This window comes from Pseudomonas sp. G34 (assembly GCF_031119625.1).
Lineage (GTDB): Bacteria > Pseudomonadota > Gammaproteobacteria > Pseudomonadales > Pseudomonadaceae > Aquipseudomonas.
Genome location: NZ_JAVHZV010000009.1, coordinates 322,370 through 348,778, shown reverse-complemented (window position 1 = coordinate 348,778; position 26,409 = coordinate 322,370). Strand labels below are relative to the sequence as shown.

23 protein-coding genes and 2 pseudogenes are annotated in these 26,409 nt (G+C 65.2%); 8 read left to right on the top strand and 17 right to left on the bottom strand.

From position 1 onward, the window contains the following. The first annotated feature begins 138 nt into the window (after positions 1-138). Positions 139-942, top strand: coding sequence for a 2,5-didehydrogluconate reductase DkgB (gene dkgB / locus QYS36_RS07090; protein ID WP_308838810.1), 804 nt, complete (start codon positions 139-141; stop codon positions 940-942). 291 nt (positions 943-1,233) lie between these two features. Here dkgB and arfB read toward each other — a convergent pair whose 3' ends face one another. Next, positions 1,234-1,647 carry an alternative ribosome rescue aminoacyl-tRNA hydrolase ArfB gene (arfB, locus tag QYS36_RS07085; RefSeq protein WP_308838948.1) on the bottom strand — a complete coding sequence of 138 codons (414 nt, stop codon included), beginning with the start codon at positions 1,645-1,647 and terminating at the stop codon, positions 1,234-1,236. Between the two features lie 145 nt (positions 1,648-1,792). Between arfB and QYS36_RS07080 the strand changes: the two genes are divergently transcribed. Further along, on the top strand, positions 1,793-2,920 hold the full coding sequence (locus QYS36_RS07080) for a metal-dependent hydrolase (RefSeq protein ID WP_308838809.1): 1,128 nt from the start codon (positions 1,793-1,795) through the stop codon (positions 2,918-2,920). 153 nt (positions 2,921-3,073) lie between these two features. Here the strand turns inward: QYS36_RS07080 and QYS36_RS23900 are convergent, their stop codons facing one another. The 7 genes and pseudogenes from QYS36_RS23900 to hppD form a co-directional block, all read right to left on the bottom strand. Then, positions 3,074-3,787, bottom strand: coding sequence for a methyl-accepting chemotaxis protein (locus tag QYS36_RS23900; protein ID WP_374990426.1), 714 nt, complete (start codon positions 3,785-3,787; stop codon positions 3,074-3,076). A 141-nt stretch (positions 3,788-3,928) separates the two neighbouring features. Beyond that, a pseudogene (locus tag QYS36_RS23895) lies at positions 3,929-4,117 on the bottom strand (HAMP domain-containing protein); the annotation flags it as partial. A 1,175-nt stretch (positions 4,118-5,292) separates the two neighbouring features. Next, on the bottom strand, positions 5,293-6,681 hold the full coding sequence (locus tag QYS36_RS07070; protein ID WP_308838807.1) for an amino acid permease: 1,389 nt from the start codon (positions 6,679-6,681) through the stop codon (positions 5,293-5,295). A gap of 83 nt (positions 6,682-6,764) precedes the next feature. After that, the gene (gene maiA / locus QYS36_RS07065) at positions 6,765-7,415 is read right to left on the bottom strand and encodes a maleylacetoacetate isomerase (RefSeq protein WP_308838806.1); all 651 of its coding nucleotides are present in this window, start codon (positions 7,413-7,415) and stop codon (positions 6,765-6,767) included. A gap of 80 nt (positions 7,416-7,495) precedes the next feature. Beyond that, a complete protein-coding gene (locus QYS36_RS07060) occupies positions 7,496-8,482 on the bottom strand; it encodes a fumarylacetoacetate hydrolase family protein (protein WP_308838805.1) in 987 nt (328 codons plus the stop codon). After that, positions 8,482-9,621 carry a homogentisate 1,2-dioxygenase gene (locus QYS36_RS07055; protein WP_308838804.1) on the bottom strand — a complete coding sequence of 380 codons (1,140 nt, stop codon included), beginning with the start codon at positions 9,619-9,621 and terminating at the stop codon, positions 8,482-8,484. The genes QYS36_RS07060 and QYS36_RS07055 overlap by 1 nt, the downstream gene beginning before the upstream one ends. A gap of 4 nt (positions 9,622-9,625) precedes the next feature. Next, the gene (gene hppD / locus QYS36_RS07050; protein WP_308838803.1) at positions 9,626-10,720 is read right to left on the bottom strand and encodes a 4-hydroxyphenylpyruvate dioxygenase; all 1,095 of its coding nucleotides are present in this window, start codon (positions 10,718-10,720) and stop codon (positions 9,626-9,628) included. A gap of 297 nt (positions 10,721-11,017) precedes the next feature. On the opposite strand from hppD, the gene QYS36_RS07045 reads away from it, so the two are divergent. Beyond that, complete coding sequence (locus QYS36_RS07045) at positions 11,018-11,629, top strand: hypothetical protein (RefSeq protein WP_308838802.1); 612 nt, start codon at positions 11,018-11,020, stop codon at positions 11,627-11,629. Positions 11,630-11,731: 102 nt separating this feature from the next. Here QYS36_RS07045 and QYS36_RS07040 read toward each other — a convergent pair whose 3' ends face one another. The 3 genes from QYS36_RS07040 to QYS36_RS07030 are packed head-to-tail and all read right to left on the bottom strand — an operon-like array spanning position 11,732 to position 15,080. Beyond that, entirely contained in the window at positions 11,732-13,510 is a 1,779-nt protein-coding gene (locus QYS36_RS07040; RefSeq protein ID WP_308838801.1) for an ABC transporter ATP-binding protein, read from the bottom strand. After that, the gene (locus tag QYS36_RS07035) at positions 13,503-14,135 is read right to left on the bottom strand and encodes a DsbA family protein (RefSeq protein ID WP_308838800.1); all 633 of its coding nucleotides are present in this window, start codon (positions 14,133-14,135) and stop codon (positions 13,503-13,505) included. Before QYS36_RS07035 ends, QYS36_RS07040 begins: the two co-directional genes overlap by 8 nt. 3 nt (positions 14,136-14,138) lie before the next feature. Beyond that, the gene (locus QYS36_RS07030) at positions 14,139-15,080 is read right to left on the bottom strand and encodes a rhodanese-related sulfurtransferase (RefSeq protein WP_308838799.1); all 942 of its coding nucleotides are present in this window, start codon (positions 15,078-15,080) and stop codon (positions 14,139-14,141) included. Between the two features lie 257 nt (positions 15,081-15,337). Here QYS36_RS07030 and QYS36_RS07025 point away from each other — a divergent pair. After that, a pseudogene (locus QYS36_RS07025) lies at positions 15,338-16,352 on the top strand (NAD(P)-dependent alcohol dehydrogenase). Between the two features lie 132 nt (positions 16,353-16,484). Here the strand turns inward: QYS36_RS07025 and QYS36_RS07020 are convergent. Together QYS36_RS07020 and QYS36_RS07015 are read right to left on the bottom strand one after the other, a co-directional pair. After that, complete coding sequence (locus tag QYS36_RS07020; protein WP_308838798.1) at positions 16,485-16,790, bottom strand: BolA family protein; 306 nt, start codon at positions 16,788-16,790, stop codon at positions 16,485-16,487. Between the two features lie 53 nt (positions 16,791-16,843). Further along, positions 16,844-17,344: a DUF2059 domain-containing protein gene (locus QYS36_RS07015; protein WP_308838797.1), complete on the bottom strand. Its 501-nt coding sequence runs from the start codon at positions 17,342-17,344 to the stop codon at positions 16,844-16,846. A 248-nt stretch (positions 17,345-17,592) separates the two neighbouring features. Between QYS36_RS07015 and QYS36_RS07010 the strand changes: the two genes are divergently transcribed. Genes QYS36_RS07010 through QYS36_RS07000 form a run of 3 tightly spaced genes read left to right on the top strand, consistent with a single transcriptional unit; the run spans position 17,593 to position 20,671 of the window. Then, on the top strand, positions 17,593-18,603 hold the full coding sequence (locus tag QYS36_RS07010; protein WP_308838796.1) for a DUF2804 domain-containing protein: 1,011 nt from the start codon (positions 17,593-17,595) through the stop codon (positions 18,601-18,603). Between the two features lie 60 nt (positions 18,604-18,663). Beyond that, positions 18,664-20,058 carry a class II fumarate hydratase gene (locus QYS36_RS07005; protein WP_308838795.1) on the top strand — a complete coding sequence of 465 codons (1,395 nt, stop codon included), beginning with the start codon at positions 18,664-18,666 and terminating at the stop codon, positions 20,056-20,058. Beyond that, the gene (locus QYS36_RS07000; RefSeq protein WP_308838794.1) at positions 20,051-20,671 is read left to right on the top strand and encodes an NAD(P)H-dependent oxidoreductase; all 621 of its coding nucleotides are present in this window, start codon (positions 20,051-20,053) and stop codon (positions 20,669-20,671) included. Before QYS36_RS07005 ends, QYS36_RS07000 begins: the two co-directional genes overlap by 8 nt. Before the next feature lie 676 nt (positions 20,672-21,347). Here QYS36_RS07000 and QYS36_RS06995 read toward each other — a convergent pair. From QYS36_RS06995 to pcaH, 4 genes are read right to left on the bottom strand one after another with little or no spacing between them, the layout of a single operon-like run. Beyond that, the gene (locus QYS36_RS06995; protein WP_308838793.1) at positions 21,348-22,289 is read right to left on the bottom strand and encodes an AEC family transporter; all 942 of its coding nucleotides are present in this window, start codon (positions 22,287-22,289) and stop codon (positions 21,348-21,350) included. Positions 22,290-22,336: 47 nt separating this feature from the next. After that, positions 22,337-23,422 carry a cell division protein ZapE gene (gene zapE / locus QYS36_RS06990; RefSeq protein ID WP_308838792.1) on the bottom strand — a complete coding sequence of 362 codons (1,086 nt, stop codon included), beginning with the start codon at positions 23,420-23,422 and terminating at the stop codon, positions 22,337-22,339. Next, on the bottom strand, positions 23,412-24,020 hold the full coding sequence (pcaG, locus tag QYS36_RS06985) for a protocatechuate 3,4-dioxygenase subunit alpha (protein WP_308838791.1): 609 nt from the start codon (positions 24,018-24,020) through the stop codon (positions 23,412-23,414). The genes zapE and pcaG overlap by 11 nt, the downstream gene beginning before the upstream one ends. A 10-nt stretch (positions 24,021-24,030) precedes the next feature. After that, the gene (gene pcaH, locus QYS36_RS06980; RefSeq protein ID WP_308838790.1) at positions 24,031-24,744 is read right to left on the bottom strand and encodes a protocatechuate 3,4-dioxygenase subunit beta; all 714 of its coding nucleotides are present in this window, start codon (positions 24,742-24,744) and stop codon (positions 24,031-24,033) included. Between the two features lie 324 nt (positions 24,745-25,068). Between pcaH and QYS36_RS06975 the strand changes: the two genes are divergently transcribed. Further along, positions 25,069-26,394, top strand: coding sequence for a hypothetical protein (locus QYS36_RS06975; RefSeq protein ID WP_308838789.1), 1,326 nt, complete (start codon positions 25,069-25,071; stop codon positions 26,392-26,394). Positions 26,395-26,409: the final 15 nt, after the last annotated feature.

Genomic DNA, 26,409 nt, shown 5'->3' with positions numbered 1-26,409 from the left:
AGTTGAGCGCAAATATGTTCTGCATGAGACGCGGTTTTTCCGCATAAGTCCACGGCACATACTGGTTCCAATCCAGCGCAACAACGCCAAGGCAGCGCTGTCAGCTACAGACCGCCAGCCATTTCACAGGAGACTCCCATGCCACAGATTCCCGCCCTCGGCCTCGGCACCTTTCGCCTCAAGGATCAGCAAGCCATCGACTCGGTACGCAACGGCCTGGAACTCGGCTACCGGCATATCGATACCGCGCAGATCTACGGCAACGAAGCCGCAGTGGGCCAGGCCATCGCCGCAAGCCGCGTGCCGCGCAGCGAGCTGTTCGTGACCACCAAGATCTGGACCGACAACCTGGGTGCCGACAAGCTGATCCCCAGCCTGAAGGAGAGCCTGCACAAGCTGCGCCTCGAGAAGGTCGACCTGACGCTGATCCACTGGCCGTCGCCCAAGGATGAAATCCAGGTAGCCGAATACATGGCTGCCCTGCTGGAGGCCAAGGCTGCCGGCCTGACCGCACAACTGGGCGTGTCGAACTTCACCAATGCACACCTGCAGCAGGCCATGGAAGTGGTTGGTGCCGAGCAGATCGCCACCCATCAGGTGGAAATCCACCCCTTCCTGCAGAACCGCAAAGTAGTCGCGTTCGCCCAGGAGCACGGCATTCACCTGACCGCCTATATGCCGCTGGCTTACGGCAAGGTGATGAGCGATCCGGTTATCCAGCAGATCGCCGCCAGCCATGCTGCCAATCCGGCCCAAGTGGCGCTGGCCTGGGCACTGCAGCAGGGCTTCGCAGTGATCCCTTCCTCGACCAAGCGCACCAACCTGGAAAGCAACCTGGGCGCCCTGAACCTCACGCTGAGCGAACAGGAGATGGCCGCCATCGCGGGGCTGGAGCGCGGCGAGCGCCTGGCCAATCCCGACTTCGCCCCGCAGTGGGATTGAATGCCCGGCTCAGAGCCTGTTCACGATCTTCATGCGCCTGAAGCAGCAACTACAAGGCAGAAGCGGACGTTCGATTTGGTGGGCTGAAGCCCACCCTACAGCCGCGCATCTTGGGTAGGGTGGGCTTCAGCCGTAGGGGTGGATGACGCTCTTTTCATCCACCATTGCAATCGCAGAGCGGTGGACGGGTCGGGCCGCGTAGGTGAGGCGTCGTCCACCCTACGACAGGCCGCTTTCGCCAATTAACTGCCAAAATCGGCGAATCTGGGCTGAAGGATCATTAACAGGCTATTAGAAGTCGATCTTGCCCCGACCCGCCTTGATCGCCCCGCGCTTGGCCTTGCCTTCCAGCCGACGTTTTTTCGAACCGAGGGTCGGCTTGGTCGGGCGGCGGGCCTTCTCGGTCTTGCCGGCCGAACGAATCAGCTCGGCCAGGCGCTCCAGGGCGTCGGCACGGTTCTGTTCCTGGGTACGGTATTGCTGGGCCTTGATGATCACCACGCCATCGGCGGTGATGCGGCTGTCGCGCAGGGCCAGCAGGCGCTCTTTATAGAACGGCGGCAATGACGACGCCTGGCTGTCGAAGCGCAGGTGCATGGCGCTCGACACCTTGTTGACGTTCTGCCCGCCGGCGCCCTGGGCGCGGATGGCGGTGAGTTCGATTTCATCCTCGGGCAGATGAACGCTGTTGGAGATGACCAGCATGGGGTGCCTTGTTTCCGGTGGGCGTGCAGGATAGCCCAGGGTAGACGCCAGCATGGCTGAAACCTTTGCTTGAAATTTCCCTCTACGCCCCGCCAGGCGCTCAAGTAAGTTAAGCGACCGCCTCCAACCGCTCACGAGAACAACCATGGATTCGATTACCCAGGCCGTACTTGGCGCCAGCATCCAGGGCGCGCTGCTGGGCCGCTGGCAGGGGCGCAAGGCCCTGCTGTATGGCGCCGTGCTGGGTACCCTGCCGGATCTCGATGTGGTCATCGACTACGGTGACTCGGTGGCGGCCATGACCTACCACCGCGGCTTCAGCCATTCGCTGTTGGTGTTGACCGGGTTCGCCCTGCTGCTCACCTGGCTGCTGCGACAATGGCGGCCCAACCCGGGCTACTCGTCGCGAAGGCTGTTCCTGGCGATCTGGCTGGTGCTGATCACCCACCCCCTACTCGATGCCTTCACCAGTTACGGCACGCAGCTGCTCTGGCCGTTCGCGCCGACGCCGGCGGCCTGGTCGAGCATCTTCATCATCGACCCGATCTACAGCCTGCCGCTGCTGGGCGCGGTGATCTACGGGCTGATCGCCGGCCTGAAGAACAAGGCCAACCCGGTGATCAACTGGGCCCTGGCGTTCTCCACGGTCTATCTGGCCTCGACGCTGGGCGGCAAATACATGGCCGAGCAGCGCGTGGAGCAGGAACTGGCGCGCCAGGGTATCGAGGCCGAGGCCATCTTCAGCTCACCGACGCCCTTCAACACGCTGCTGTGGCGGGTGGTGGCGATCGAGGGCGAGGATTACCACGAAGCGCTGGTCGGCTGGTTCGACAGCGCAGCGCCGGTACTGGAAAGGATGCCGCGCGGTGCGGCGCTCGCCACGGCGCTGGAGGACTCCCATGCCCATCAGCGGCTGAAGTGGTTCACCAACGACGTGCTGCGCTACGACCGGATTGGCGATCACCTGGTGGTCACCGACATTCGCCTGGGCATGACCGGCTATCACCCGTTCCGCTTCGATTTCGCCCATTGGCAGAACGGCGCCTGGCAGGTGCAACCCTATATCGAGCGCTGGCCCTCGGAGCGCGGCGACATGCAGCGCCTGGCCCTGCTCTGGCAGCGCATCTGGCAGCCGGCGACGCCGGTGCCGCTGGCCTTGTGGGCCAGCGAGCTGAGTCGTGATCCGCAGGGTGGCGACGCGTCCGCCAGCGACCTGGCCCCGGGCCGCAAAGCCGCCAGCTCCGCAAGCGATAAAGGCGATCCGGCGCTTTAACGGCGTTCGGCCTACTGCTGCGATAGGCGGGAAATCTCCCCGGGTATCGCAGGCTCAACCCGGGCTACCAATCCAGCCCGCGAAATGGATCCAACCCGTAGCCTGGGTTGAGCGAAGCGATACCCGGGAAACCTTCTCCCAGGCACCGCGGCCTCAGGTTCTGAACTGGCGCACCAGGCCCTGCAGTTCGACGCCCAGGCGCGCCAGCTCGGCGCTCGAGGTGGCGGTCTGCTGGCTGGCACTGGCGCTCTGCTCGCCGATATCGCGCACCCGGGTCACGCTTTCGCTGATGGTCTCGGCCACGGCGCTCTGCTCTTCCGCGGCGGCGGCGATCTGCTGGTTCATCTGCTCGATGGTGCTCACCGCCTGGGTGATGCGGCCCAGGGCATCGCCCGCTTCCCCCGCCAGGGCCACGGTGCGCTGAGTCAGCTCACGGCTGCCCTCCATCTGCGTGGCCGCGCCATGGGCCAGGCGCTGCAGGTTGGCGATCAGGGTCTCGATTTCCTGGGTCGAATCATGGGTGCGCCGCGCCAGGGCACGCACCTCGTCGGCGACCACCGCGAAGCCGCGGCCCTGATCACCGGCACGAGCGGCCTCGATGGCGGCGTTGAGGGCCAGCAGGTTGGTCTGTTCGGCCACCGCACGAATCACCTCCAGTACGCTGCCGATCCGCCCACTCTCCTGATTCAGCTCCTGCATGGCCTCGGCCGATTGCTCGACCTCCTGGGCCAGCTTGCCGATCTGGCCGATGGCCTGCTGCACCACCTGGTTGCCCTGCTGCGCTTCGCGGTCGGCGTCGGCAGCGGCCAGGGAGGCCTGCTCGGCGTTCTGCGCCACCTCCTGCACGGTGGCGGCCATCTCGTGCATGGCGGTGGCGGTCTGCTCGGTCTCCACCTTCTGGTTCTGCACGCCGGCACTGGTCTGGGCGGTGATCGCCGACAGCTGTTCGGCGGCCGCGGCAATCTGCCCGACGCCGTTGCCAATCCGCCCGACCAGGTCGCGCAGGCTGCGGGTCATGCCCTGCATGGCCTCGAGCAACTGGCCCAGCTCGTCGCGGCGGTTCTGCGGCAGGTCCTGGCTCAGATCGCCGCCGGCGATACGCCGTGCGAACTCGACGGTCTGGCGCAGCGGCGCGACGATGGAACGGCTGATGGTGAAGGCGGCGAACAGGCCGATCAGCACCGCAACCAGGCCCATGCTGCCGAGCAGCAACAGGGCGTTGCGGCTGTCGTCCCCCATGGCCTGCTCTTCGATGTTCTTGGCCTGCTCGGACAGCGCCAATACCTGATCGGCCTGCTTGAGCATGGCGGCGTCGCTGGCCAGGCTCTGCTCGTGCACCTGCTGGAAATTGGTGAACGCCTGCTGGTAGTTGGTCAGCGCCACCAGGGCTGCTTCGATGGCGCGTTTCTGATCTTCATTGAGCCAGACCATCAGGCCGTTGGCCGCGGATTGCAGGTCGTAGCTGACGAAATTCCAGTCTTCCAGGGCAGCGGCCGAGCCGTCGATGATGAAGCGGCTTTCGTGGCTGCGCAGTTCGAGCATGCGCTTGCTGAGGTTGGAGGCGGTTTCCGCCAGGGTCAGCGGGTCGCTGCCGCGCAGTTGATCACCGGCCAGGCGTAATTCCCGTACGGCGTCGTACATATCCAGCTCGATCATCTCGAACTGGCTACGCGCCTCCTGGGCGGCATCGTCCATCTGCTTGCGCGCCTCGTAGGCACGTGCCTGATGCTGCACGCTGGTATCGAACTGCTGCAGGTAGTCGGCGGTGGCCAGGTCCATGGCCTGCAGGCGCTCGCGCTCGGCAGGCGTGGCAGCGGCCATCTGCTCGGCAAGCCCGGCGCGCACCTGGGCGAGCTGCTCGCGCATGCGCTGGGCATCGGCTTCGCTGTGGCTGATCGCGTAGTCGCGCTCCATGCGACGGGCGCCGAGAATCTGCGCGTCGATGGTCGACAGCGATGCGGACTGGGCGTGGCCTTTCAGCACCGCCTGCACGGCGACGAAGCCGCTGGCCATCACGGCAACGGTCAACATCAGTACCAGGCCGAAGCCGACCAGAAGTTTCTTGCCGACGGAAAGGTCAACGAACAGTCGAGTGGCAGAATGCAACATCCAAGCGGCTCCATTTGTTTTTATAGGTGCGGTACGCAGGCGCCTCGTGATCGCGCGCCCCCTGGCTTCAGAAAGTTAATCGGCCGCGTGCGGCAAAGCCTGAGCGAAAAAACCGATTACTGGCGCCATCAAGTCGCCACTATACCGGCGTATGCCCACGCACATGCCGTTACCTGCGACAAAAGGTTGCAGAACCGGCGGACGAGTCGACGATTCGGCACAAATGCCACCCGCAGCCTTGCGCCGCGGGTGGGGGATGTCACTCAGCGCGCCTGGCGGCGCTGGCGAATCTGGTAGCAGCCCCAGATGAACAGCAGCCAGAACGGAATGGCGAATACCGAGAGGCGGATGCCGGGGATGAACAGCATCACGCCGAGGATGAACAGCACGAAGGCCAGGCACAGGTAATTGGCGAAGGGGAACCAGAAGGCCTTGAACGACGGCTCGACGCCCTTGGCCTGCATGGCCTTGCGGAACTTGATGTGGGCCAGGCTGATCATCGCCCAGTTGATCACCAGCGCGGCGACCACCAGGGACATCAGCAGCTCCAGTGCGCTCTTGGGCACCAAGTAGTTGACCACCACGCAGATCAGCGTGAACAGCGCCGAGAAGAAGATCGCCAGCACCGGCACGCCGCGCTTGTCGACCTTGAGCAGCGATTTGGGCGCATTACCCTGCTCGGCCAGGCCGTAGAGCATGCGGCTGTTGCAGTACACGCCGCTGTTGTAGACCGACAGCGCCGCGGTGAGCACCACGAAATTGAGAATGTGCGCGGCGGTGTCGCTGCCGATCAGCGAGAAGATCTGCACGAAGGGGCTGCTGCCGTAGGAGTCACCGCCGGCGGTCAGGGTCGCCACCAGGTCGTCCCAGGGGTGCAGCGACAGCAGCACGGTCAGTGCGCCGATGTAGAAGATCAGGATGCGATAGACCACCTGGTTGATGGCCTTGGGGATCACGGTCTTCGGCTGGTCGGCTTCGGCGGCGGTGATGCCCACCAGCTCCAGGCCGCCAAAGGAGAACATGATGATGGCCATCATCATCACCAGCCCGGACACCCCGTTGGGGAAGAAGCCACCGTGGCTCCACAGGTTGCTGATCGACGCCTGCTCGCCGCCAGCGCCGCTGAACAGCAGGTAGCAGCCGAGCAGGATCATGCCCATGATCGCCACCACCTTGATGATCGAGAACCAGAACTCGGCCTCGCCGAACACCCGCACGTTGGTCAGGTTGATGGCGTTGATCAACACGAAGAACGCTGCCGCGGTCGCCCAGGTGGGGATTTCCGGCCACCAGTACTGCACGTACTTGCCCACCGCCGTGAGCTCGGCCATGCCCACCAGCACGTAGAGCACCCAGTAGTTCCAGCCGGACAGAAAGCCGGCGAACGGCCCCCAATAGCGATGGGCGAAGTGGCTGAACGAGCCGGCCACCGGCTCCTCGACGATCATTTCGCCAAGCTGGCGCATGATCAGGAAGGCGATGAACCCACCGATCGCGTAACCCAGGATCATCGACGGCCCGGCCGAGGCCATCACCCCGGCGGAACCCAGGAACAGGCCGGTGCCGATGGCACCACCCAGGGCGATCAACTGAATGTGGCGGTTCTTCAGGCCACGCTTGAGCGGGCCGGTCTGGAGCATTTCGCTTGGCATCTGTCACCTGTGGGTGATCGACCGTGACGGGATCGAACCCGCCTGGCTCGTGGCCTTGCGGAATGGCTTGGGGTACTTGCAGCTTACTGCGCGTCGGGCTGGGCATCCGGCGCGGCGTGCCGGAATGCTTCGAGGGCCTGACAACGGGCGGTCAGCGCGAGGATGCGTGGATACGCATCGAGGTCACAGTCGAAACGGCGCGCATTGTACACCTGTGGGATCAAACAGGCTTCCAGATAGCCGGGCCGCGTGCCCAGGGAAAATCCATCGCCATACGCCGCCAGCCCCTGCTCCACCGCTGCCAGGCCGGCGGCCACCCAATGCCGGTACCAGGCGTTCTTCGCGGCATCGTCGACCCCCAGCTCACGGCTGAGGTACTGCAGCACCCGCAGGTTGTTGAGCGGATGCAAGTCGCAGGCCAGATGCAGCGCCACGGCGCGGACCTGGGCGCGCTCGACGGGGTCGGCCGGCAGGATGGCCGGCACCGGGAAGATTTCCTCCAGGTACTCGATGATCGCCAGGGACTGGGCGATACGCGCACCACCGTTGTCCTCGTCCACCAGCAGCGGCACCAGGCCCTGGGGATTGAGGGCCTGATAGGCCTCGCCATGCTGCTCGCCGCCATCACGCACCAGGTGCACCGGCACTTGCTGGTAAGCCAGGCCCTTGAGGTTGAGGGCGATACGCACCCGGTAGGCGGCGCTGGAGCGCCAGTAGCCATAGAGCGTCAGCATTGCGGACTCCTAAACATACAACTGGGTGGGATCAGTCTCGAACACGCCAACAGCATCGCGGCTAAAGCCGCTCCCACGGGTCAGTGGGCGTCGTAGCGTTCGACCACCTGGTCGATGGCGCCGAAGATGCTCACCCCACCCGCATCGAACATCTCGATGCGCAGCCGATCACCGAACTTGAGGAATGGCGTCTTCGCCTCACCCTGTTCGATCACTTCGAGCATGCGCTTCTCGGCCAGGCAGCTGGAGCCGGCGCTGCGGTCGTAGTTGGACACCGTGCCCGAGCCGATGATGGTGCCGCTGCCCAACGGCCGGGTGCGGGCGGCGTGGGCGACCAGGGTCGGGAAGTCGAAGGTCATGTCGGTGCCGGCATCCGGCTGGCCGAACAGCGCGCCATTGATATGCGACACCAGCGGCCGGTGCACACGCCCGTCGCGCCAGCTGTCGCCCAGCTCGTCCGGCGTCACCGCCACTGGCGAGAAGCTCGACGAGGGTTTGCTCTGGTAGAAGCCGAAGCCCTTGCCCAACTCGCCGGGAATCAGGTTGCGCAGCGACACGTCGTTGACCAGCATCAACAGTTGGATATGCCCAGCGGCCTGGGCCGGCGTGGCGCCCATGGGTACGTCGTCGGTGATCACCGCCAGCTCGGCTTCCAGGTCGATGCCCCAGGCTTCGTCGCCCAGGCGAATCGGCCCATGGGGCGCGATGAAGGCATCCGAGCCGCCCTGGTACATCAGCGGCTCATGCCAGAACGACTCCGGCATTTCGGCGCCACGCGCCTTGCGCACCAGTTCGACATGGTTGACGTAGGCACTGCCATCGGCCCAGTGATAGGCGCGCGGCAGCGGGCTGTGGCAGGCGCCCTGGTCGAAGTCGAAGGCTGCCGCTTCCAGGCCGTCGTTGAGGCGTTGGTACACCGCTTCCAGTTGCGGGCGCTTGCTCGCCCAGTCATCCAGTGCGGCCTGCAATGTCGCGGCGATCTGCGCCACGCGTACGGCGCGGGATAGATCGCGGGATACCACCACCAGTTCGCCATCGCGGCCCTGGTTCAGCGATGCCAGTTTCATCAGGACTCCTTGCCTGGCGCACGCCAGGAATTCACGTATTCGGCAACGTCCACTGCCGCAGCGGCCTCGGTCACCTCCAGGGCACGGCGAGTGTCGATCATCACCGCCACTTCCTCGACGAAGGTGGCCGGGTCGGTCTGCGCCTTTTTCAACGCTTTGGGGTGCGGGCCATGGGGGAAACCGCAGGGGTGCAGGGTGACCATGCCGGCCTCGATGTTGTCGCGGCTGAAGAAGTTGCCGCGGTGGTAGAACAGCACCTCGTCGTAGTCGTCGTTGTTATGGAAGAACGGCACCTTGAGCGCGCCGGGGTCGGACTCCACCGGCCGCGGCGTGAAGGTGCAGACCACGAAGCCCTTGGCCACGAAGGTGGTGTGCACCGAGGGCGGCAGGTGGTAGCGGTGGCTCATCAGCGGGCGGATGTCGCGCCAGTTGACCCGCACCACGGTGTTGTCGCCGTGCCAGCCCACCGCGTCGAGCGGGTTGTAGGGATAGGTCACGGTGCTGATCTGATTACGCCGCTTGATGCGGATCTGCCAGGTGTTTTCGTCCTGCTGGGCCTTGAAGGCATCATCGATATGCGGGTGATCGAGCACCGCCGGGTCGAAGATCGCCTGGCCGCCGAGCAGGCCCTTGTCCGGCAGCTGGTAGGCGCCGTCGGTGTTCTCGACCAGCAGGAAATGGCTGGGCGCTGATGGCTCGATGCGCCAGGCGGTGCCACGGGGAATCACCAGGTAATCGCCATCGCGATATTCCAGGTGGCCGAAGTCGCAATAGAAATGCCCGGCACCGTCGTGCACGAACAGCAGCTCGTCGCCATCGCTGTTGCGCACCAGGTGGCCCATGGCGCTGGCGGTCTTCCACACGCGCAGGCGGATGTCGGCGTTGTGCAGGGTCAGCGGCGCCGCCAGCGGGCAGCCGTGCTCGCTGGGAATCTGGTTGAAGTTGAAGGCATGGGGCCGCAACGGCCCCTGCCAGTCGACCCAGCCGGTGGGCGGATGCTTGTGGTGCAGATGCGTGACCGGGCCGAAGAAACCCTCACGACCCATTTCCCGCTCGTAAGTATCGGCGGGAAAGTCGCAGTGGGCCTGGCGCGAGTGCTCGCCTTCACGCAGGGGAAAGCTGATCCATTTGCGGCTCATGGCCTTACTCCTCGCTGATCACACCGCGACGCAGCTGGTCTTCTTCGATGGACTCGAACAGGGCCTTGAAATTGCCCTCGCCAAAGCCCTGGTTGCCCTTGCGCTGGATAATCTCGAAGAAGATCGGGCCGATCACCGTGTTGGTGAAAATCTGCAGCAGGATGCCGTCGTCGCCCGGCGCGCCGTCGATCAACAGGTTGAGGTCACGCAGCACGTCCAGTGGCTCGCCGTGGCCGGCCACGCGCTGGTCGACCTTCTCGTAGTAGGTATCCGGCGTGCTCATGAAGGCCACACCATTGGCCTGCAGCTTGCGCACCGTGGCATAGATGTTGTCAGTGGACAGGGCGATGTGCTGGATGCCCTCACCGTGGTACTCGCGGATGAATTCCTCGATCTGCGACTTGTCGTCGGCCGACTCGTTGATCGGGATGCGGATCTTGCCGCACGGCGCGGTCATGGCCCGGGAGACCAGGCCGGTAAGCTTGCCCTCGATATCGAAATAGCGGATCTCGCGGAAACCGGCGATGCGCTCGTAGAAGCCGGACCAGACGTCCATCTGCCCGCGTTTGACGTTGTGGGTGAGGTGATCGATGCACTGCAGGCCGACGGCGTTGTCGTTGGCCGAGCGGCCCTCGATGAATTCGAAGTCGACGTCATAGATGCTCTGCGCGCCGCTGTCGTCGGGATAACGGTCGACCAGGTACAGGAGCGAGCCGCCGATGCCTTCGACACAGGGAATGTTCAGCTCGCCAAAGTTGGCGTGGCTGCCGACCAGGGTGGCGCCCTGCTCCTTCACATAGGCAGCCGCCTGGGCGGCATTCCGGACCCGGAAGGCCATGGCGCAGGCACTGGGGCCGTGTTTTTCGGCGAAGGCATGCACGTGCCCGGTCGGGCTGCCGTTGAGCACGAAGTTCACATCGTGCTGCTGGAACAGCCACACCTGCTTGCTGCGGTGCTTGGCAGTTTCGGTAAAGCCCATGGCGGTGAACAGCTGGCGCAGCTGCTCGATGCCCTCGGGGGTGGGCGCGGTGAATTCGACGAACTCGAAACCGTCGGTACCGATGGGGTTGTGCTGCTCGATTCTGGACACGGCGTTCATGGGGGGTGATCCTCGTTGTCGTTATGCCTCCATGACAATCGAGGCGCCGAACGCGAACAAGGCCGCCCAGCTCGTTGTTAGAGGCCACGCCGCCCGACGCTGGCAAGGCTTCGATACATGGCGGGCCAACGGGCCAGCAATCGCCACCTACCGCCCCATTGCCTGGCCGCACCTGTAAACCTTTCTTTACAAGGCGGTCGATTAATCTGCCGAACGGATACGGGCAATGCACAGGCAGATCGGTGAAAACGCTGCCAGAATGACAGCATTCATCAGCGCCATAACAATGAGGCCGTCATGAGCAGTGAAAAGCCTGCAGAAACAGAGAGCGCAACCGCGGCATTCGACCTGGCACCACCCAGTGACGAGGAGCGCCTGGCCAGGCTGGAAAAGGCCAATCGCTTCAACCGCATCCTGATCTTCGCCCTGGCCCTGCTGCTGTTCATCATCCTCTCCAGCCTGGCGACCTCGGCCGTGGTGAAGATGCTTGCCGATGAGCCGCCGCCCTTCGACCCGCAAGCCTTCGCCGCCCTGCAGCAGCGCGCCGAGCAACTGGAAACGGAGTTGAATACCCTCAAGGAAGACCAGAAGCGCCAGGACGCCCTGCTGAAACTCGCCGCTACGCCACCAGCGCCGCCTCCCGCAGCGGCCGCCGCTGCCGCTCCGGCGGCACCCGCCCAGGATATCGCCGCCCTGAAACTGATGGGCCGCACCCTGCTCGGCCAGGAACAGAGTTACCAGCAGAGCCTGCAGGCGCTGAAGAATGGCATGCGCGACCTGGCGGACATGATCCCCGGCTCACGCAGCTGGCTGAGCGACTACAACGAGGAGATCGACAAGGCGGTCAACGCCAGCGTGCAGCGCACCAAGGCGATCCAGCAGTGGGGCAGCAAATTGCCCAAAGATTAGGTTCTTGTGGCCCGGCGTTCAGCGTAGCGATACCCGGTGACAGCCCTGGGTATCGCTGCGCTCAACCGCAGGCTACGGAGAGGTGCGGCTAGCTCACCTGGCCTAGTGCTGCAGATTGCCGTAGAGCTTGGCGTACAGCCCGCCCTCGGCGATCAGCTGGCGGTGGTCACCGTCTTCGGCGACGCTGCCGCCGTCGAACACCAGCACCCGATCGGCCTGTTTCACCGCACTCAGGCGGTGGGCGATGATCAGCGTGGTGCGACCATTGAGGAACTGCGCCAGCGCCTTGTGCAGGGCGTATTCGGTGGCGGCGTCCAGGGCCGAGGTGGCCTCGTCGAGAATCACCACCTTGGGGTCGGCCAGCACCATGCGGGCAATGGCCAGGCGCTGGCGCTGGCCGCCGGACAGGCGCACGCCGGAACGCCCGACCAGGGTATCCAGCCCTTGCGGCAGTTGCCGCACGGTCTGCGCCAACTGGGCGATGGTCAGGGCCTGCCAGCAGGCTTCGTCGCTGCGCTCACGGCCCATGCACAGGTTGGCGCGCACCGTGTCGTTGAACAGCGCCGGGTGCTGCAGCACCACCGCCACATGCTCGCGAATCACCGGCAGGCCGATCTGTTCCTGGCTGCTGTCGCCAAAGCGAATCACCCCGCCCTGGGGCGTATAAAGGCCCAGCAGCAATTGCACCAGGGTGCTCTTGCCGCCGCCGCTGGCGCCGACGATGGCGACCTTCTCGCCCGGCGCGATGGACAGGTTGAGCCCCGTCAGCACCGGTTCCTCGTCGTAGGAAAAGGCCAGGTCGCGGATCTCGATGCCGACCGTTTCGCGGCCCTTGAACGGGTCGGCGCCGCCGACGTAGTCCGGTTCGTCGCGTCGCGCCAGCAGCTCGTTGATGCGCGTCAGCGCGCCGCCGGCGGCATAGAAGGCGTATTGCAGATTGAGCAGTTGCTCGACCGGGCCGATCATGAACCACAGGTAGCTGAACACCGCGAGCATCTGGCCGATGGACAGGTCGGAGAACAGCACGGTGAGCATCGCTGCGGCGCGGAATACGTCGATACCGAACTGGAACAGCAGGCCGCTGGCGCGGTTCGAGGCGTCGGTTTTCCATTGCGAGGCCACGGCGTAGTCGCGCACCTCACGGGCACGCCCGCCGAGGCGACCGAGAAAGTAGCCCTGGCGATTGCCGGCACGCACTTCCTGGATCGAGTCCAGGGTTTCGGTCAGCGCCTGGGTGAAGCGCGAGGTGCTGTCGTTCTCGAGCTTCTTTAGATGCTTGACGCGCTTGCCCAGCTGCACCGTGGCGTAGATCACCAGCGGGTTGAACAGCAGGATCAACAGCGCCAGCTTCCAGTGCATCCACAGCAGAATCCCCGAGGTGCCGGCCAGGGTCAGCACGCCGACCAGAAAACGGCTGAGGGTTTCGCCGATGAACTTGTCCAGGGTGTCGAGATCGGTGACCAGGTGGGTGGTCACCGTGCCGCCGCCGAGGCTCTCGTACTCGGCCAGGGAAATGCGCTTGAGGCGCTCGATCAGGCGGATCCGGATGCGGTAGACGATGTCCTTGGAGAGCCGCGCGAACAGCCGCGCCTGCACCACGTTGAAGATCAGCGCGCCACCGCGCAGCACGAAGGTCAGCCCCAGCATCAGCAGGATGTAGCCCACCGCGCCCTGCCAGGCCGCGGGCAGGAAATTGTCCATCACCTGCAGCGCGGTGTTGCCGTCGCCGAGCAGCACCTCGTCGACCAGCAGCGGCAGCAACAGCGGAATCGGCACGCTGCACAGGGTCGCCAGCACCGCGACCAGGTTGGCGAGGATCAACGCACGCTTGTGGCGCAGGGCCAGGCGACGGATTTCCGCCCAGCTCAGGCGATCAACCATCGACGGCGTGCTCCAGCCAGCGCCCGAGCAACGGCGACAGCACCTCCAGCGGCTGATAGCCATTGGTGAGCAGCGCCAGGCGCCCGCCCTTCTCGGCCAGCAGGGTCGGGAAGCCGGCGATGCCCAGATCCTGCACCCAGGTGAAGTCGGCGGCGGTGGCACGGTGCGCGGCTTCGCTGTCGAAGGCCTCGGCGAATTCGATCCGCGGGACGCCCACCTCCTCGGCCAGTTGCACCAGGGTCGCCGGCAGGGTCACGTCGGCGCCTTGCTGGTAGAAGGCCTGCTGGATGCGCCGGGCCATCGGCCAGGCACTTTGCGCATCGAGGTCGCGCACCGTGACCACGGCACGGCACGCCGGCTCGGTGTCGTAGCGCATGCCCAGCGGCAAGCCTTCATCGAAGTTGAACAGCTGGCCGGTGCTGGCGTTGACCGCCTGCCAGTAACCCAGGTAACGCACCCGCGCAGCGGCGTCGATGGCCACCTGATCACGGCGCAGGCCGCCGAGCACCAGCTGCATCGGTACGCCGCGCTCGGCGGCCTGGGCGGCCAGCGCTTCGACCACCGGCGCGAAGCCCCAGCACCAGGAACACATCGGGTCCATTACGTAGAGCAGGCGCGCATCCATGGCTCAGGCCTCGGTTTTCTGACGGGGATTGTTTCCCAGAGGATGGGGCTGATTGCGCGCTTTCGCCAGTTCGATCTGCCGCTGCCGCTCACGAGCACCCTCGCGGGTCTTCTCCGGCAGCGAATCCCAGCAGTGTGGGCAGCTGACCCCGGGGCTGAAGAATTCCGAGGCGCGATCCTCGACCGAGATCGGCGTACGGCAGGCGTGGCACTGGTCGTAATCACCCTCGCTGAGGTCGTGGCGCACGGTCACCCGGTTGTCGAACACGAAGCAGTCACCCTGCCACTTGGTTTCTTCCTGGGGCACTTCCTCGAGGTATTTGAGGATGCCGCCCTTGAGGTGATAGACCTCCTCGAAACCCTCGCTGAGCATGTAGCTGGAAGCCTTCTCGCAGCGGATGCCACCGGTGCAGAACATCGCCACCTTCTTGTGTTTGCTGGGGTCGAAGTGCGCGCGGATGTAGTCCGGAAACTCGCGAAAGGATTTGGTCTTGGGGTCGATGGCGCCCTCGAAGGTGCCAATCGACACTTCGTAATCGTTGCGGGTGTCGATCAGCAGCACTTCCGGGTCGCTGATCAGCGCGTTCCAGTCCTGCGGCTGCACATAGGTGCCGACACGCGTGTTGGGGTCGACGCCCGGCACACCGAGGGTGACGATCTCTTTCTTCAGTTTGACCTTGGTGCGATAGAACGGCTGCTCGGCGCAGTAGGATTCCTTGTGGTCGACATCGGCCAGGCGCGGGTCGAGGGCGAACCAGGCGAACAGCCCGTCAATGCCTTCACGGCTGCCGGAAACCGTGCCGTTGATGCCCTCCTCGGCGAGCAGCAAGGTGCCCTTGATGCCGTTGGCGAGCAGGGTGTCGAGCAGCGGTTGGCGCAGCGCCTCGTAGTCCGGCAGGGACACGAACTTATAGAGTGCCGCCACGACGATGGTGTTGTCGTTCATTGCAGATGTCCTTCAGTAGTCGCCCTCGCAAAGGGCGGACCGGGTACTAGAATGTGAGCCGTTTCGGCAAAGCATCGCACTGCCCGGAGGTGTCACCTGGGCATGGGGTGAGGTGCTGTGGAGAAATGGGCCGTGCAGTTTACTGGTGTTGGCCGCTCAGGTGTAGTGCGCGAGCCGGAACGCTCGGCAAGGGAGGTGGTCGAGAAAACAACGGCAGGCGCTGGCCTGCCATCGAACAGACCCTGGAGGAGCAAGCCATGAAAGCCGTCGTCGTGCGTACACCCGCTGGCCTGAACAACATCGAAGTGGTCGACATCGCCGACCCCGGCCAGCCCGGCCCCGGGGAGATTCGCGTGGCCCTGCATGCCAGCTCGCTGAATTTCCACGACCTGCTGGTGGCCAACGGCAGTAGCCCAAGCGCTGATGGTCGCGTGCTGATGGCCGACGGCGCCGGTGTGGTCGAGGCCGTGGGCGCAGGGGTCAGCGAGTTCCAGGTGGGCGATCACGTGGTGTCGGGCTTCTTTCCGCAGTGGCCGGACGGCGACGCGGGCGCGCCGGTCAGCAATTTCGCCGGCACCCCGAGGCGATGGCATCGACGGCTTCGCGGCCCAGTACGCGGTGCGCGCCGCCACTGCCTTCACCCATGCGCCGCGGGGCTGGAGCCACGCCGAGGCGGCGACCATCACCACCGCGGGGCTGACCGCCTGGCGCGCGCTGGTGGTAGACGGCGGGCTGAAGGCCGGTGACAGCGTGCTGGTACTGGGCAGTGGCGGCGTGTCCATCGCCGCCCTGCAGATCGCCAGGATGATGGGCGCCGCGGTGATCGCCACCTCGTCGTCCGAGGAAAAGCTCGAGCGCCTGCGCCAGCTGGGCGCCGAGCACACCATCAATTACCGGCAGACAGCGGACTGGGGCAAGCGCGTGCTGGAACTGACCGCTGGCCGCGGCGTGGACCAGGTGGTCGAAGTGGGCGGCCCGGGTACCCTGGCGCAATCGATCACGGCGGTGCGGGTGGGCGGGCATATCGCCCTGATCGGCGTGTTGACCGGCCGCCAGGGCGACGTGCCGACCTCGCTGCTGATGGCCAAGCAGGTGCGCCTGCAGGGGCTGATCGTCGGCAGCCGTCGTCATCAGCAGGACTACATTCGCGCCCTGGAGCAGTCCGGCATCCGGCCGATCATCGATCAGCGTTTCCCGCTGGACAGGCTGGCAGACGCCTTTCGCCTGCAGGAGAGCGGCAGCCATTTCGGCAAGATAGTGGTCGAGTGGTAAAGGATGCCGCGTAGCCGTGTCGAGCAACGTAGCCTGGGTTGAGCGCAGCGATACCCAGGGCTGCGCCTCGAACAGATCCTGCTACTGACGATCACCACCCTGCAGAAGCAGAAATAGTGGGGCTGGCTGAAATCAGTGGTCGTGCTTGCTGCCGCCGCGGCAGGTTGGCGAATCCGGTGCCACACCCTGGGCGGCCCATTCCTGCGGCGTATAGGTGTGCAATGCCAGCGCATGCACCTGGCCCATCAGCTCGCCCAGCACGCCATAGACCTTCTGGTGGCGCTTGACGGCATTCAGGCCATCGAACTGCGGGCTGACGATCACGGCCTTGTAATGGGTTTCCAGGCCACGGCTGTGCATGTGGCTTTCATCCAGCACCTCGAGGTGCTCGGGTTGCAGGGCGGCGAAAGCGCTACGCAGGTGGTCGATCTTGGGCATCGGTGGCTCCAGGCAAGGGACCGTGGCCGGCTGGCTGCCGGCCACGTCGGGGGTCAGGGCTTCTTGGCGCCCAGTTCGCTGCCCATGTCGGTCAGCAGCTTGTTGACCGCAGGTACCGCACTTTCCAGTTTGGCCTGGGTGATCTGCGCGGACTGGGCAGTCAGCGCCGGCATCTGCTTGAGCACCTTCTGGCCCAGCGGCGACTCGTAGAAGGCGATCAGATCCTTGAGTTCCTGCTCGCTGAAGTTGCTGGTGTACAGCTTGACCATGTCGGGCTTGAGCTTGTCCCAGCCGACGGCCTTGTCCAGCTCGGCGTTGGCCTTGGCCTGGTAGCTTTCCAGCACGGCTTTCTTGCTCTCCGGCGCCTTGGTCTCGGCGAAGCGCTGGGCGAACATCTGCTGCACCTGGGCGTAAACCGGAACAGCCAGCTTGTCGGCGTGGGCGAGCTGCAGGAAGCGCTCGGCATCGGCGGCATGGCTGCGGGCGTCGGCCAGCACCTGGGTGCTGCCGACGGCCATCAGAGCGGCTATGCAGAGCGCGGGGATACGGGACATCGGGGTACTCCTGATCACTAGGGTGAGGTGCTTTGACCGACAGCGGCGCATTTTGTGCCCCGGCGCCAAGCTGCTCAAGCCTTTTCGCAGGGCGCGCGCAGCCTTGCTGCCCCCGGCAATGGCCACCAACTAGTGCGAAATGCCTACTGGCGCACCCTTGCGACGCAGTTCAAACTGCCAGCACTTGCCCGCCACGCCGGACAGTTGCATGCTCGGCGGCTCTCTTCATGCACACATGGACGTGCCAAATGAATAGCCCCTTCGTTCCACCAGTGCCGATCCCCCTGTGCGACGCACGTGGGCGGCTCAACCCCGAAGCCATCGGCTGGTCATCGCAGCCGCGGGTCGACTGCTCGCTGCCGGGCAACCTGGGGCGTCGCAAACGCTGGAATCACTGGAACATCAGCACCCCGGACTGGACGCTGTCGCTGATCCAGGCCGATCTCGACTACGTTGGCTATGGCGCCGCCTACTTTCTCGACCTGGGCAGCAGCCGCCATGCAGCCCTCAACCAGCTCAGCCTGCTCGCCCGCGGCTGCAACCTGCCGGACACGCCCCAGGGCGGCCACGCCTTCGAGCACCCGCGCCTGCAGCTGCATTTCAACGAATACCCCGGCCGCGTAAGGCTGACCGCCACCTCACCGAACATCGGTGGCCAGCCCCTGCACCTGGCGCTGGACATCCAGCGCCCCGCTCACCTGGAGTCGGTGAACCTGGTGGTGCCGTTCGGCAACCAGGGCTTTCACGCCACCTGCCGCCAGGTGGGTCTGCCGGTCACCGGTAGCGTGCACCTGGGCGCCAGGGACTATGAATGTGCCAGCGGCCACAGCTTCGCCTCGATGGACTTTGGCCGCGGCGTCTGGCCGTTGCGTAGCCAGTGGACGCGCGCGGTGTTCGCGGCGCCCGGCGGCATCGGTGGCAACTTCGGCAGCGGCTGGACCGAGCACAGCGGGCTGACGGAAAACGCCCTGTGGTTCGGTGGCGCCTTGCTGCACCTGGAGCAGGCCGTGCAGATCCGCCAAACGCGCCAGTCGCCCTTGGCGCCCTGGCAGCTGAGCACCGAGGACGGCCAGGTCGACCTCGCCTTCACGCCGCGCCATGCCCATGCCGCCAAACCGCGCCTCGGCTTTGGCCTGCTGTATGCCGACACCCATGAGTGGTTTGGCCAGTACGACGGTCTGCTGCGCAATGCCCTGGGCGAACGCGTGCCGGTGCGCGCGGCACCGGGCTGGATTGGCACCAACCGCACGCGCTGGTAATTGGAACGTGTCGCTGCCGGCGCAGCCTAACGAGCTTGAACAGCGACGGAGAGTCCCGCAATGAGCCGCACCGAAACCGACAGCATCGGCCCTATCGAAGTCCCTGAAGAGGCCTATTGGGGTGCCCAGACCCAGCGTTCGCGGATCAACTTCGCGATTGGCGAGGAGCGCATGCCGCTGGCGGTGGTGCATTCCCTGGCGCTGATCAAGAAAGCCGCTGCACGTATCAACGACCGTATCGGCGACCTGCCCCAGGATATCGCCCGGCTGATCGAACAGGCCGCCGACGAGGTGATCGCCGGCCAGCACGACGCGCAGTTTCCCCTGGTGGTCTGGCAGACCGGCAGCGGCACGCAGAGCAACATGAACGTCAACGAGGTGATCGCCGGGCGCGCCAACGAGCTGGCCGGCAACCCACGGGGCGGCAAGAGCCCGGTGCACCCCAACGATCACGTCAACCGTGCGCAGAGCTCCAACGACTGCTTCCCCACCGCCATGCACATCGCCGCCGCTGGCGCGGTCAAGAACGACCTGCTGCCCGCGGTCGCCGAACTCGCCGAAGCGCTGGCCGACCAGGCGGCGCGCCACGACCGCCTGGTGAAGACCGGCCGCACCCACATGATGGATGCTACGCCGATCACCTTTGGCCAGGAGCTGTCGGCGTTCGTCGCGCAACTGGAGATGGCCCAGCAGGCGATTCGCGCCACCCTGCCGGCGGTCTGCGAGCTGGCCCAGGGCGGCACGGCGGTGGGCACCGGCCTGAATTCGCCACCCGGCTTCGGCGAGGCGATTGCCGCGGAACTGGCGGCCCTCAGTGGCCTGCCGCTGAAGAGCGCGCCGAACAAGTTCGCCGCCCTCGCCGGCCACGAACCGCTGACCGCGCTCTCCGGTGCCCTGAAGACCCTCGCCGTGGCGCTGATGAAGATCGCCAACGACCTGCGCCTGCTCGGCTCCGGGCCGCGCGGCGGCCTGGCCGAAGTGCGCCTGCCGGCCAACGAGCCGGGCAGTTCGATCATGCCTGGCAAGGTCAACCCGACCCAGTGCGAGGCGCTGTCGATGCTCGCCTGCCAGGTGATGGGCAATGACGTGACCATCGGCTTCGCCGCCAGCCAGGGGCACTTGCAGCTCAACGTCTACAAGCCGGTGATCATCCATAACGTGCTGCAGTCGATCCGCCTGCTGGCCGACGGCTGCCGCAATTTCCGCGAGCACTGCGTGCTGGGCATGGAGCCCGACGCCCAGCGCATGGCCGAGCACCTGGAACGCGGCCTGATGCTGGTCACCGCGCTGAACCCGCATATCGGTTACGACAAGGCGGCGGAAATCGCCAAGAAGGCCTACAACGAGGGCACCACCCTGCGCAAGGCGGCACTGGCGCTGGGGCATCTGAGCGAAGAACAGTTCGACGCCTGGGTGCGCCCGGAAACCATGCTGGAGGCCGGGCGCCATGACTGACAGCGCCAAGAGCGGCGCCACCCCACTGGAGGGTGATGGCAAGCGGATCCTGATGATCATCGGCTCGCCGAAAAGCGACAGCCTCTGCCATTCCCTGGCCGAGGCCTACGCCCTCGGCGCTCGCACCGAAGGCCACGTGGTGCGGCAGATGCGCCTGAGCGAAATGAGCTTCGATCCGGTGCTGCACGAGGGCTACAGCCAGAGCCAGACCCTGGAGCCGGATCTGCTCGAAGCGCAGCGCCAGATCCACTGGGCCCAGCACCTGGTGTTCGTCTACCCGGTCTGGTGGGGTGGCCTGCCGGCGCAGCTCAAGGGCTTCTTCGACCGGGTACTGCTGCCCGGCTTCGCCTTCAAGTACCGCAGCAATTCGCAGCAGTGGGACAAGCTGCTCAGCGGCCGCAGCGCCGACCTGCTGGTCACCCTCGACACCCCGAGCTGGTACTTTCGCTGGATCTACGGCGCGCCCGCGCATCGGCAGATGAAGCGCACCATCCTCGGCTTCTGCGGCATCAAGACGCGCCGCCTCGAACAATTCACGCCGGTGCGCCCGTCCTCGGAAAACCAGCGCCAGAACTGGATACGCCGCGCCGAGTTGCTGGGTAGCAGGGTTTGATTAGTAGAATCTGTTCGCGATCTTTTTAGGCGACATCAAAGAGGCTGCTACAAGGCAAGAGCGGCCGTTCGATTTGGTGGGCTGAAGCCCACCCTACAGCCGCGCCTCTTGGGTAGGGTGGATGACGCTCTTTTCATCCACCATTGCGATCGCAGAACGGTGGACGGGTCGGGCCGCGTAGGTGAGGCGTCGTCCACCCTGCGACTGGTTCCCACGGGATAGGGGAAAGGCCGCACCATCCTGCAACTGGTTCGTACGCACACGTTAGAGGCTGCCACAAGGCACAAGCGGACGTTCGATTTGGTGGGCTGAAGCCCACCCTACAGCCGCGCATCTTGGGTAGGGTGGGCTGTAGGGTGGATGACGCTCTTTTCATCCACCATTGCGATCGCAGAACGGTGGACGGGTCGGGCCGCGTAGGTGAGGCGTCGTCCACCCTGCGACTGGTTCATTGTGGGAGCGGGCCATGCCCGCGAAAAATCACGGGCATGGCCCGTTCCCACGGGATAGGGGAAAGGCCGCACCATCCTGCAACTGGTTCGTACGCACGCATTCGCGGGCATGAACTCGGCGTCCCCGCCCGCTCCCACGAGAAGCAAGCCGCGTAGGTGAAACCCATCAAATCGAGATGGGTTTCACCTACGCGGCCCGACCCACACTACGCAAGCAAGCGCTCTTAGGACGTCCCTGCGCCAATAAATACCAGCGCCAGGCTGATGGTGAAGAACGACAGCACGGTGGCGACCAGCAGGGTCGCGCTGCAGCGATCTTCCAGGCCGAAGCGCTGGCCGAGGATGGGGAAGATGCTCATCATCGGCGAGCAGGCGAACAGCACGCCCACCGCCTTCATCACCGGGTCGATGCCCGGCACCAGCAGGAAGGCGCACAGCACCGCCAGCGGATGAACGATCAGCTTGCCGCTGGCAATCCACGCCGCATCGACCCACACGCCCCGCGCCTTCATGCCGAACAGGCCGGCGCCGATCACGAACAGCGCCAAGGGTGCCGACACGCCGGCGAGCATGTCTATGGGCTTGAACAGCAGCGGCGGTATCTCGATGCCCAGCAGCGACACGCCCAGGCCGATGAGGATGCCGATGATCACCGGGTTCTTCAGCAGCCGCCCGAAGATCACCCCCAGCACGCTCAGGCCGCCACCACCCTGCTGCTTGCCGGCCTCGGCGAGCACTAGCGCCAGGGGGATCATCAGCAGGTTCTCGACCAGCATGCCCATCGCCATGCCGAGCACTGCCGGCGAGCCGATGGCGGCCGCCACCAGCGGGTAGCCGACAAAACCGCTGTTGGAAACCGACATGCCCATGGCATTGATCGCCGAGCCGGACAGGTTGTCGCCGCGCAGCCAGCGCGACACGCTGAAGGCCGCAGCAAAGGCCGCCAGGGAGCCGAACGCGTAGGCCAGCAGGTAACCGGGCAGCAGGGTCTGCTGGATCGGCGCGGTGCCCAGGGTCTTGATCAGCAAGGCCGGCATGGCGAAGGTGATCACGAAGGCGCCGATACCCCGCACCTGCTCGCGGTTGAGCAGGCCGCCCATGGCCGCGAGGTAGCCCAGGCCGATCAGCAGGAAGATCGGCGCGGTGATCTGGAGGATTTGCAGCACGGTTTCAGCGTTCCTTGTCGTTCGCTCGGAGACCTTTCGTACAGACCTTAGGTCATCAGCAGTTCTCGCCTGTGCAATTGACCAAGGCGGCTGCGGGTTCGCACGAAATCCTGATGGGCGGAGCCGCGGCACAGGCGTTCGAGGCTGAATTCGCTGCACAACAGCAATTCGGCGCCGGCATCGTAGGCGATATCCACCAGGTTGATAAACCGCTGGCAGGCATCGGTGGGCTGTGAATCCAGGGTCGGTACCCCGGTCAGGGCCAGGCGCGGATAGCGCTGCAGCAGCCAGAGAAAATCCGCCGTGGAGTGGGCGTTGCCGCACAGCTCGGCGAACTCCAGCCAGGCACGGCCGGGCGCCAGGGCGCGCACCGGCAGCGGATGGTGGTTGACGGTCAGCACCGGGTCGCGCTGCGCCTGCTCATCCAGCGCCAGCCAGCGTTGCAGGTAAGCCACGCCGCCCGACGACTGCGGCCACAGGTACTCACCCCACTGCTGGGCATTGCCGGGCAACTCGCGGTAATCGGTACCGGCATCCAGCGCCAGCACCGTGAAGCGCTTTTCGAGCATCTCGATGGCCGGGGTGAAACGCTCGCGGTACAGCGGATTGGGGCACAGCCCGGCCGGCGGGTAGTTGGAGGTCATGACCAGGCCAACGCCCTCCTCGACCAGCACGTCGAGCAGGCGGCGCAAGAGCATGGCGTCGCCGATGTCATGCACGTGGAATTCATCGAAGCACAGCAGGCGAATGTCCTGGGCCAGCGCGCGGATGGCCAGCACCAGCGGGTCGGGCTGGCCGGCGAATGCCTGCATGCGCTGCTGCAGCTCCTGCAAAAAGGCGTGGAAATGCACCCGGCGCTTGGCGCGCAACGGTGCGGCGGCGAAGAAGGCGTCCATCACGAAACTCTTGCCGCGCCCCACGCCACCCCACAGGTAGACGCCAGCCAACGGTTTGCGCAGCCAGCCACGACGCCCGGCGCACCAGCCTTGCAGCCACTGCGCCAGGGTATCGATTGCCTGCTGTTGCTGGCTGTCGGCGCGAAACCCACGGGCCTCTAGCGCCGCGCTGAAACCCTGGTGGATGCGCGCGTCGATCTGCTCGACGGGCGCATCCAGTGCGCTGTCAGAAATCAAAAAACACCGTTTCGCCGTCCCCCTGAATGCGGATATCAAATCGGTAGGCCGGCTTGCCGTCAACCTCGCAGCGCCTGGCGATCAGGGTCTCGCGGCGCGATGGCTGCTCGATCAGGCCGAGCACCGGGTCCTTGTCGTTGGCCTCGGCTTCGTCTTCGAAATACAGGCGCGTGTGCAGGTGGATGTTGATGCCACGGGCGAACAGCGCGACGTTGATGTGCGGCGCCATCGGCACACCGGCGGCGTTGTTGACCACACCCGGCTTGACGGTGTGCACCGTCCACTCGCTGCCGGCATCGAAGGTGGTGGCGGTACGGCCGAAGCCATTGAAGGGTTTGTCGAGGTCGTACTCGGCGTCGTAACGGCCCTGGTGATCGGCCTGCCAGAGTTCCAGGAAGGCATCGCGCACCAGGTGGCCATTGCCGTCGTAGACATGGCCGATCAGGGTGATGTGCTCGCCCGGGGCGCCGGGCTTGGCCATCTGGTTCCAGATTTCCTGGTCACGGGTCGGGTTGCCGGCGGCGGCCAGCGCCAGGCCGATGTGCACGTAGGGGCCGGCGGTTTGCGAAGCGGTTTCGGGCAACAGTTCTACAGGCATGGCGGGCTCCTCAGCAATTCTCGAAGTGGGTCTTGCGCTGGCCGCGCAGCACGATGTCGAAACGGTAGGCCAGGCAGTCCATGGGGTTGGCCATGCTCATGTCGAGCTTGGCGATCAGCGTCTGTACCGCGTCCGGGTTGGCGATGGCCTTGACGATGGGGCACAGCGGGATCAGCGGATCCCCTTCGAAATACAGCTGGGTAATCAGTTTGGTGGCGATCGACGGGCCACTGATGGAGAAGTGAATGTGCGCCGGGCGCCAGTCATTGGGGCCGTTGCGCCAGGGGTACGGGCCCGGCTTGACGGTGCGGAAGCTGTAATGGCCCTCGCTGTCGGTCAGGGCACGGCCGACGCCGCCGAAGTTGGGGTCCAGCGGTGCCAGGTAGCGGTCGTTCTTGTGGCGATAGCGGCCACCGGCGTTGGCCTGCCACATTTCCACGAAGGTATGCGGAATCGGCTTGCCGTACTGATCCATCACCCGCCCACAGACCAGAATGCGCTCGCCGATGGGCAGGCCGCCGTTGGCGAAGTTGAGCAGCAGGTCGTTGTCGTGCCAGCCCATCTTCAGGTGGCTGAAGTCCGGCCCGCTGGTTTCCGAAATCGATTGCGGAATGCTTACCAGCGCCTGGCGCGGTGAACGGGCGATGGAGGTCTTGTAATCGGGGGTGAAGGCCTTGGGGTGCCAGTTGCGATCACGGATGATGAAACGGCTGTCCTCGGACATGGGACGCTCCTGTTTATTGAAATTGTGGCGTTGCCGCGCGCCAAGGCGCCGCAGGCTCTGCGGGCCATGATCGGCCAGCAAGCGCGAGCCGCCTAATGAAAAAGCGCGACCAACACATAACCGCATGGTTATGGATAAGCCCCCTTGGTCGCGCGTAGTGAGCGATGCCCCCACGCTCTTCGGAGCTCGAACCAAGCACGCGCTCCTGGCGGAGACTGAGCCAGTGTTGGCAAGGGCAGACAAGTGAATGGCAAGGATGCTCAAGGGCTGGCCTGGGTAAACCGCTAGCCTTCGTCCCATAAGAAAAAACCAGGGAAGCCAACCATGTCCAAGCGCTCCGTGCTGCAACGCTCCGCTCTCGCCCTGTTGATCGGCGCCGCCTCCCAGGCGGGTGCCCATGAGCTCTACAGCGATGATGACAGCCACCTGAACGCCACCCTCGAAGCGGTGGTCGGCATCTTCCACAGCCAGGAGCGCTACGCCACCACGGGCGCCACGCGAGCCGGTTCGGCGTCCTGGCGCGAGGGCTACCTCAAGTACGGCATCAACGCCGACCAGGGGCTTGGCGGCGCCGGCACGGCATATGGCGCGTTCGCGTTGCTCTCCTCGGGCACCTGGGGCGATGGCGATGCGGCCAGCTTCACCGATGGCTCGGAGCGCACCACCAAGATCGAAGACGCGTACCTGGGTTGGCGCTCGGCAGACCTGTTTACGGCGCTGGGCGAAGATGGCGTCGATCTGTCCTTTGGCCGCCAGAACATCGTGGTCGGTGATGGCTTCCTGATCAATGGCGACGCCCTGAATATCGGCAAGGGCGTGGCCGATGGTGAATTCAATCGCGGCGGCGGCTACTACCTCGCCGCGCGCAAGAGCTTCGACCAGACCGCCGTGCTGCGCCTGGGTGGCAAGCAAGGCTGGCGCAGCGACCTGATGTGGATCAAATCCGATAACCGCGCCCAGGCGCGCTCCGAGATGTACGTCGGCACTCTGGAACATGTCGCCGAAGCCGGCACCCTGGGCCTGACCTATATCGACGTCAAGGACGTCGACACGCAATACGCCTCGCCCGCGCAACTGGACCGCGACGGCATGAAGACCTACAGCCTGCGCGCCCAGGGCAATGCCGGCGTGCGGGACCTGTTCCTGTCTGCCGAATACGCCCGCCAGGACAAGCGCAAGGTCGATGACGAAAACGCCTGGTACCTGGAAGCCGGCTGGACCTTCTCCGAGGTCGCCTGGGCGCCGACCATCAATTACCGCTACAGCCGCTTCTCGGAGGGCTACGACCCGCTGTTCTACGGTCTCAACCGTGGCTTCGGCACCTGGTTCCAGGGCGAAGTTGCCGGCAACTATGCAGGCCCGTTCAACAGCAACACCCGCATTCACCACGTCGGCGCCAGCGTCACCCCACTGGAAAACCTGACCCTGGGCGCGCTGTGGTTCGACTACGACACCCTCGACAACCAACTCGGCGACCTCTCGGGCCGCGAGCTCGACGTGTATGCCCAGTGGGGCCTCAGCGACAACCTGATGGTCATTCCATTGGTCGGCCTCTACCAGCCGAAGAACAGCGCGGATAACGGTGGCAGCCAGTTGGGCAGCAATGACCGCAACCTCTATACCCAGCTGATGTTCGCCCTTACCTTCTGATCCGAAAGTTGGCCG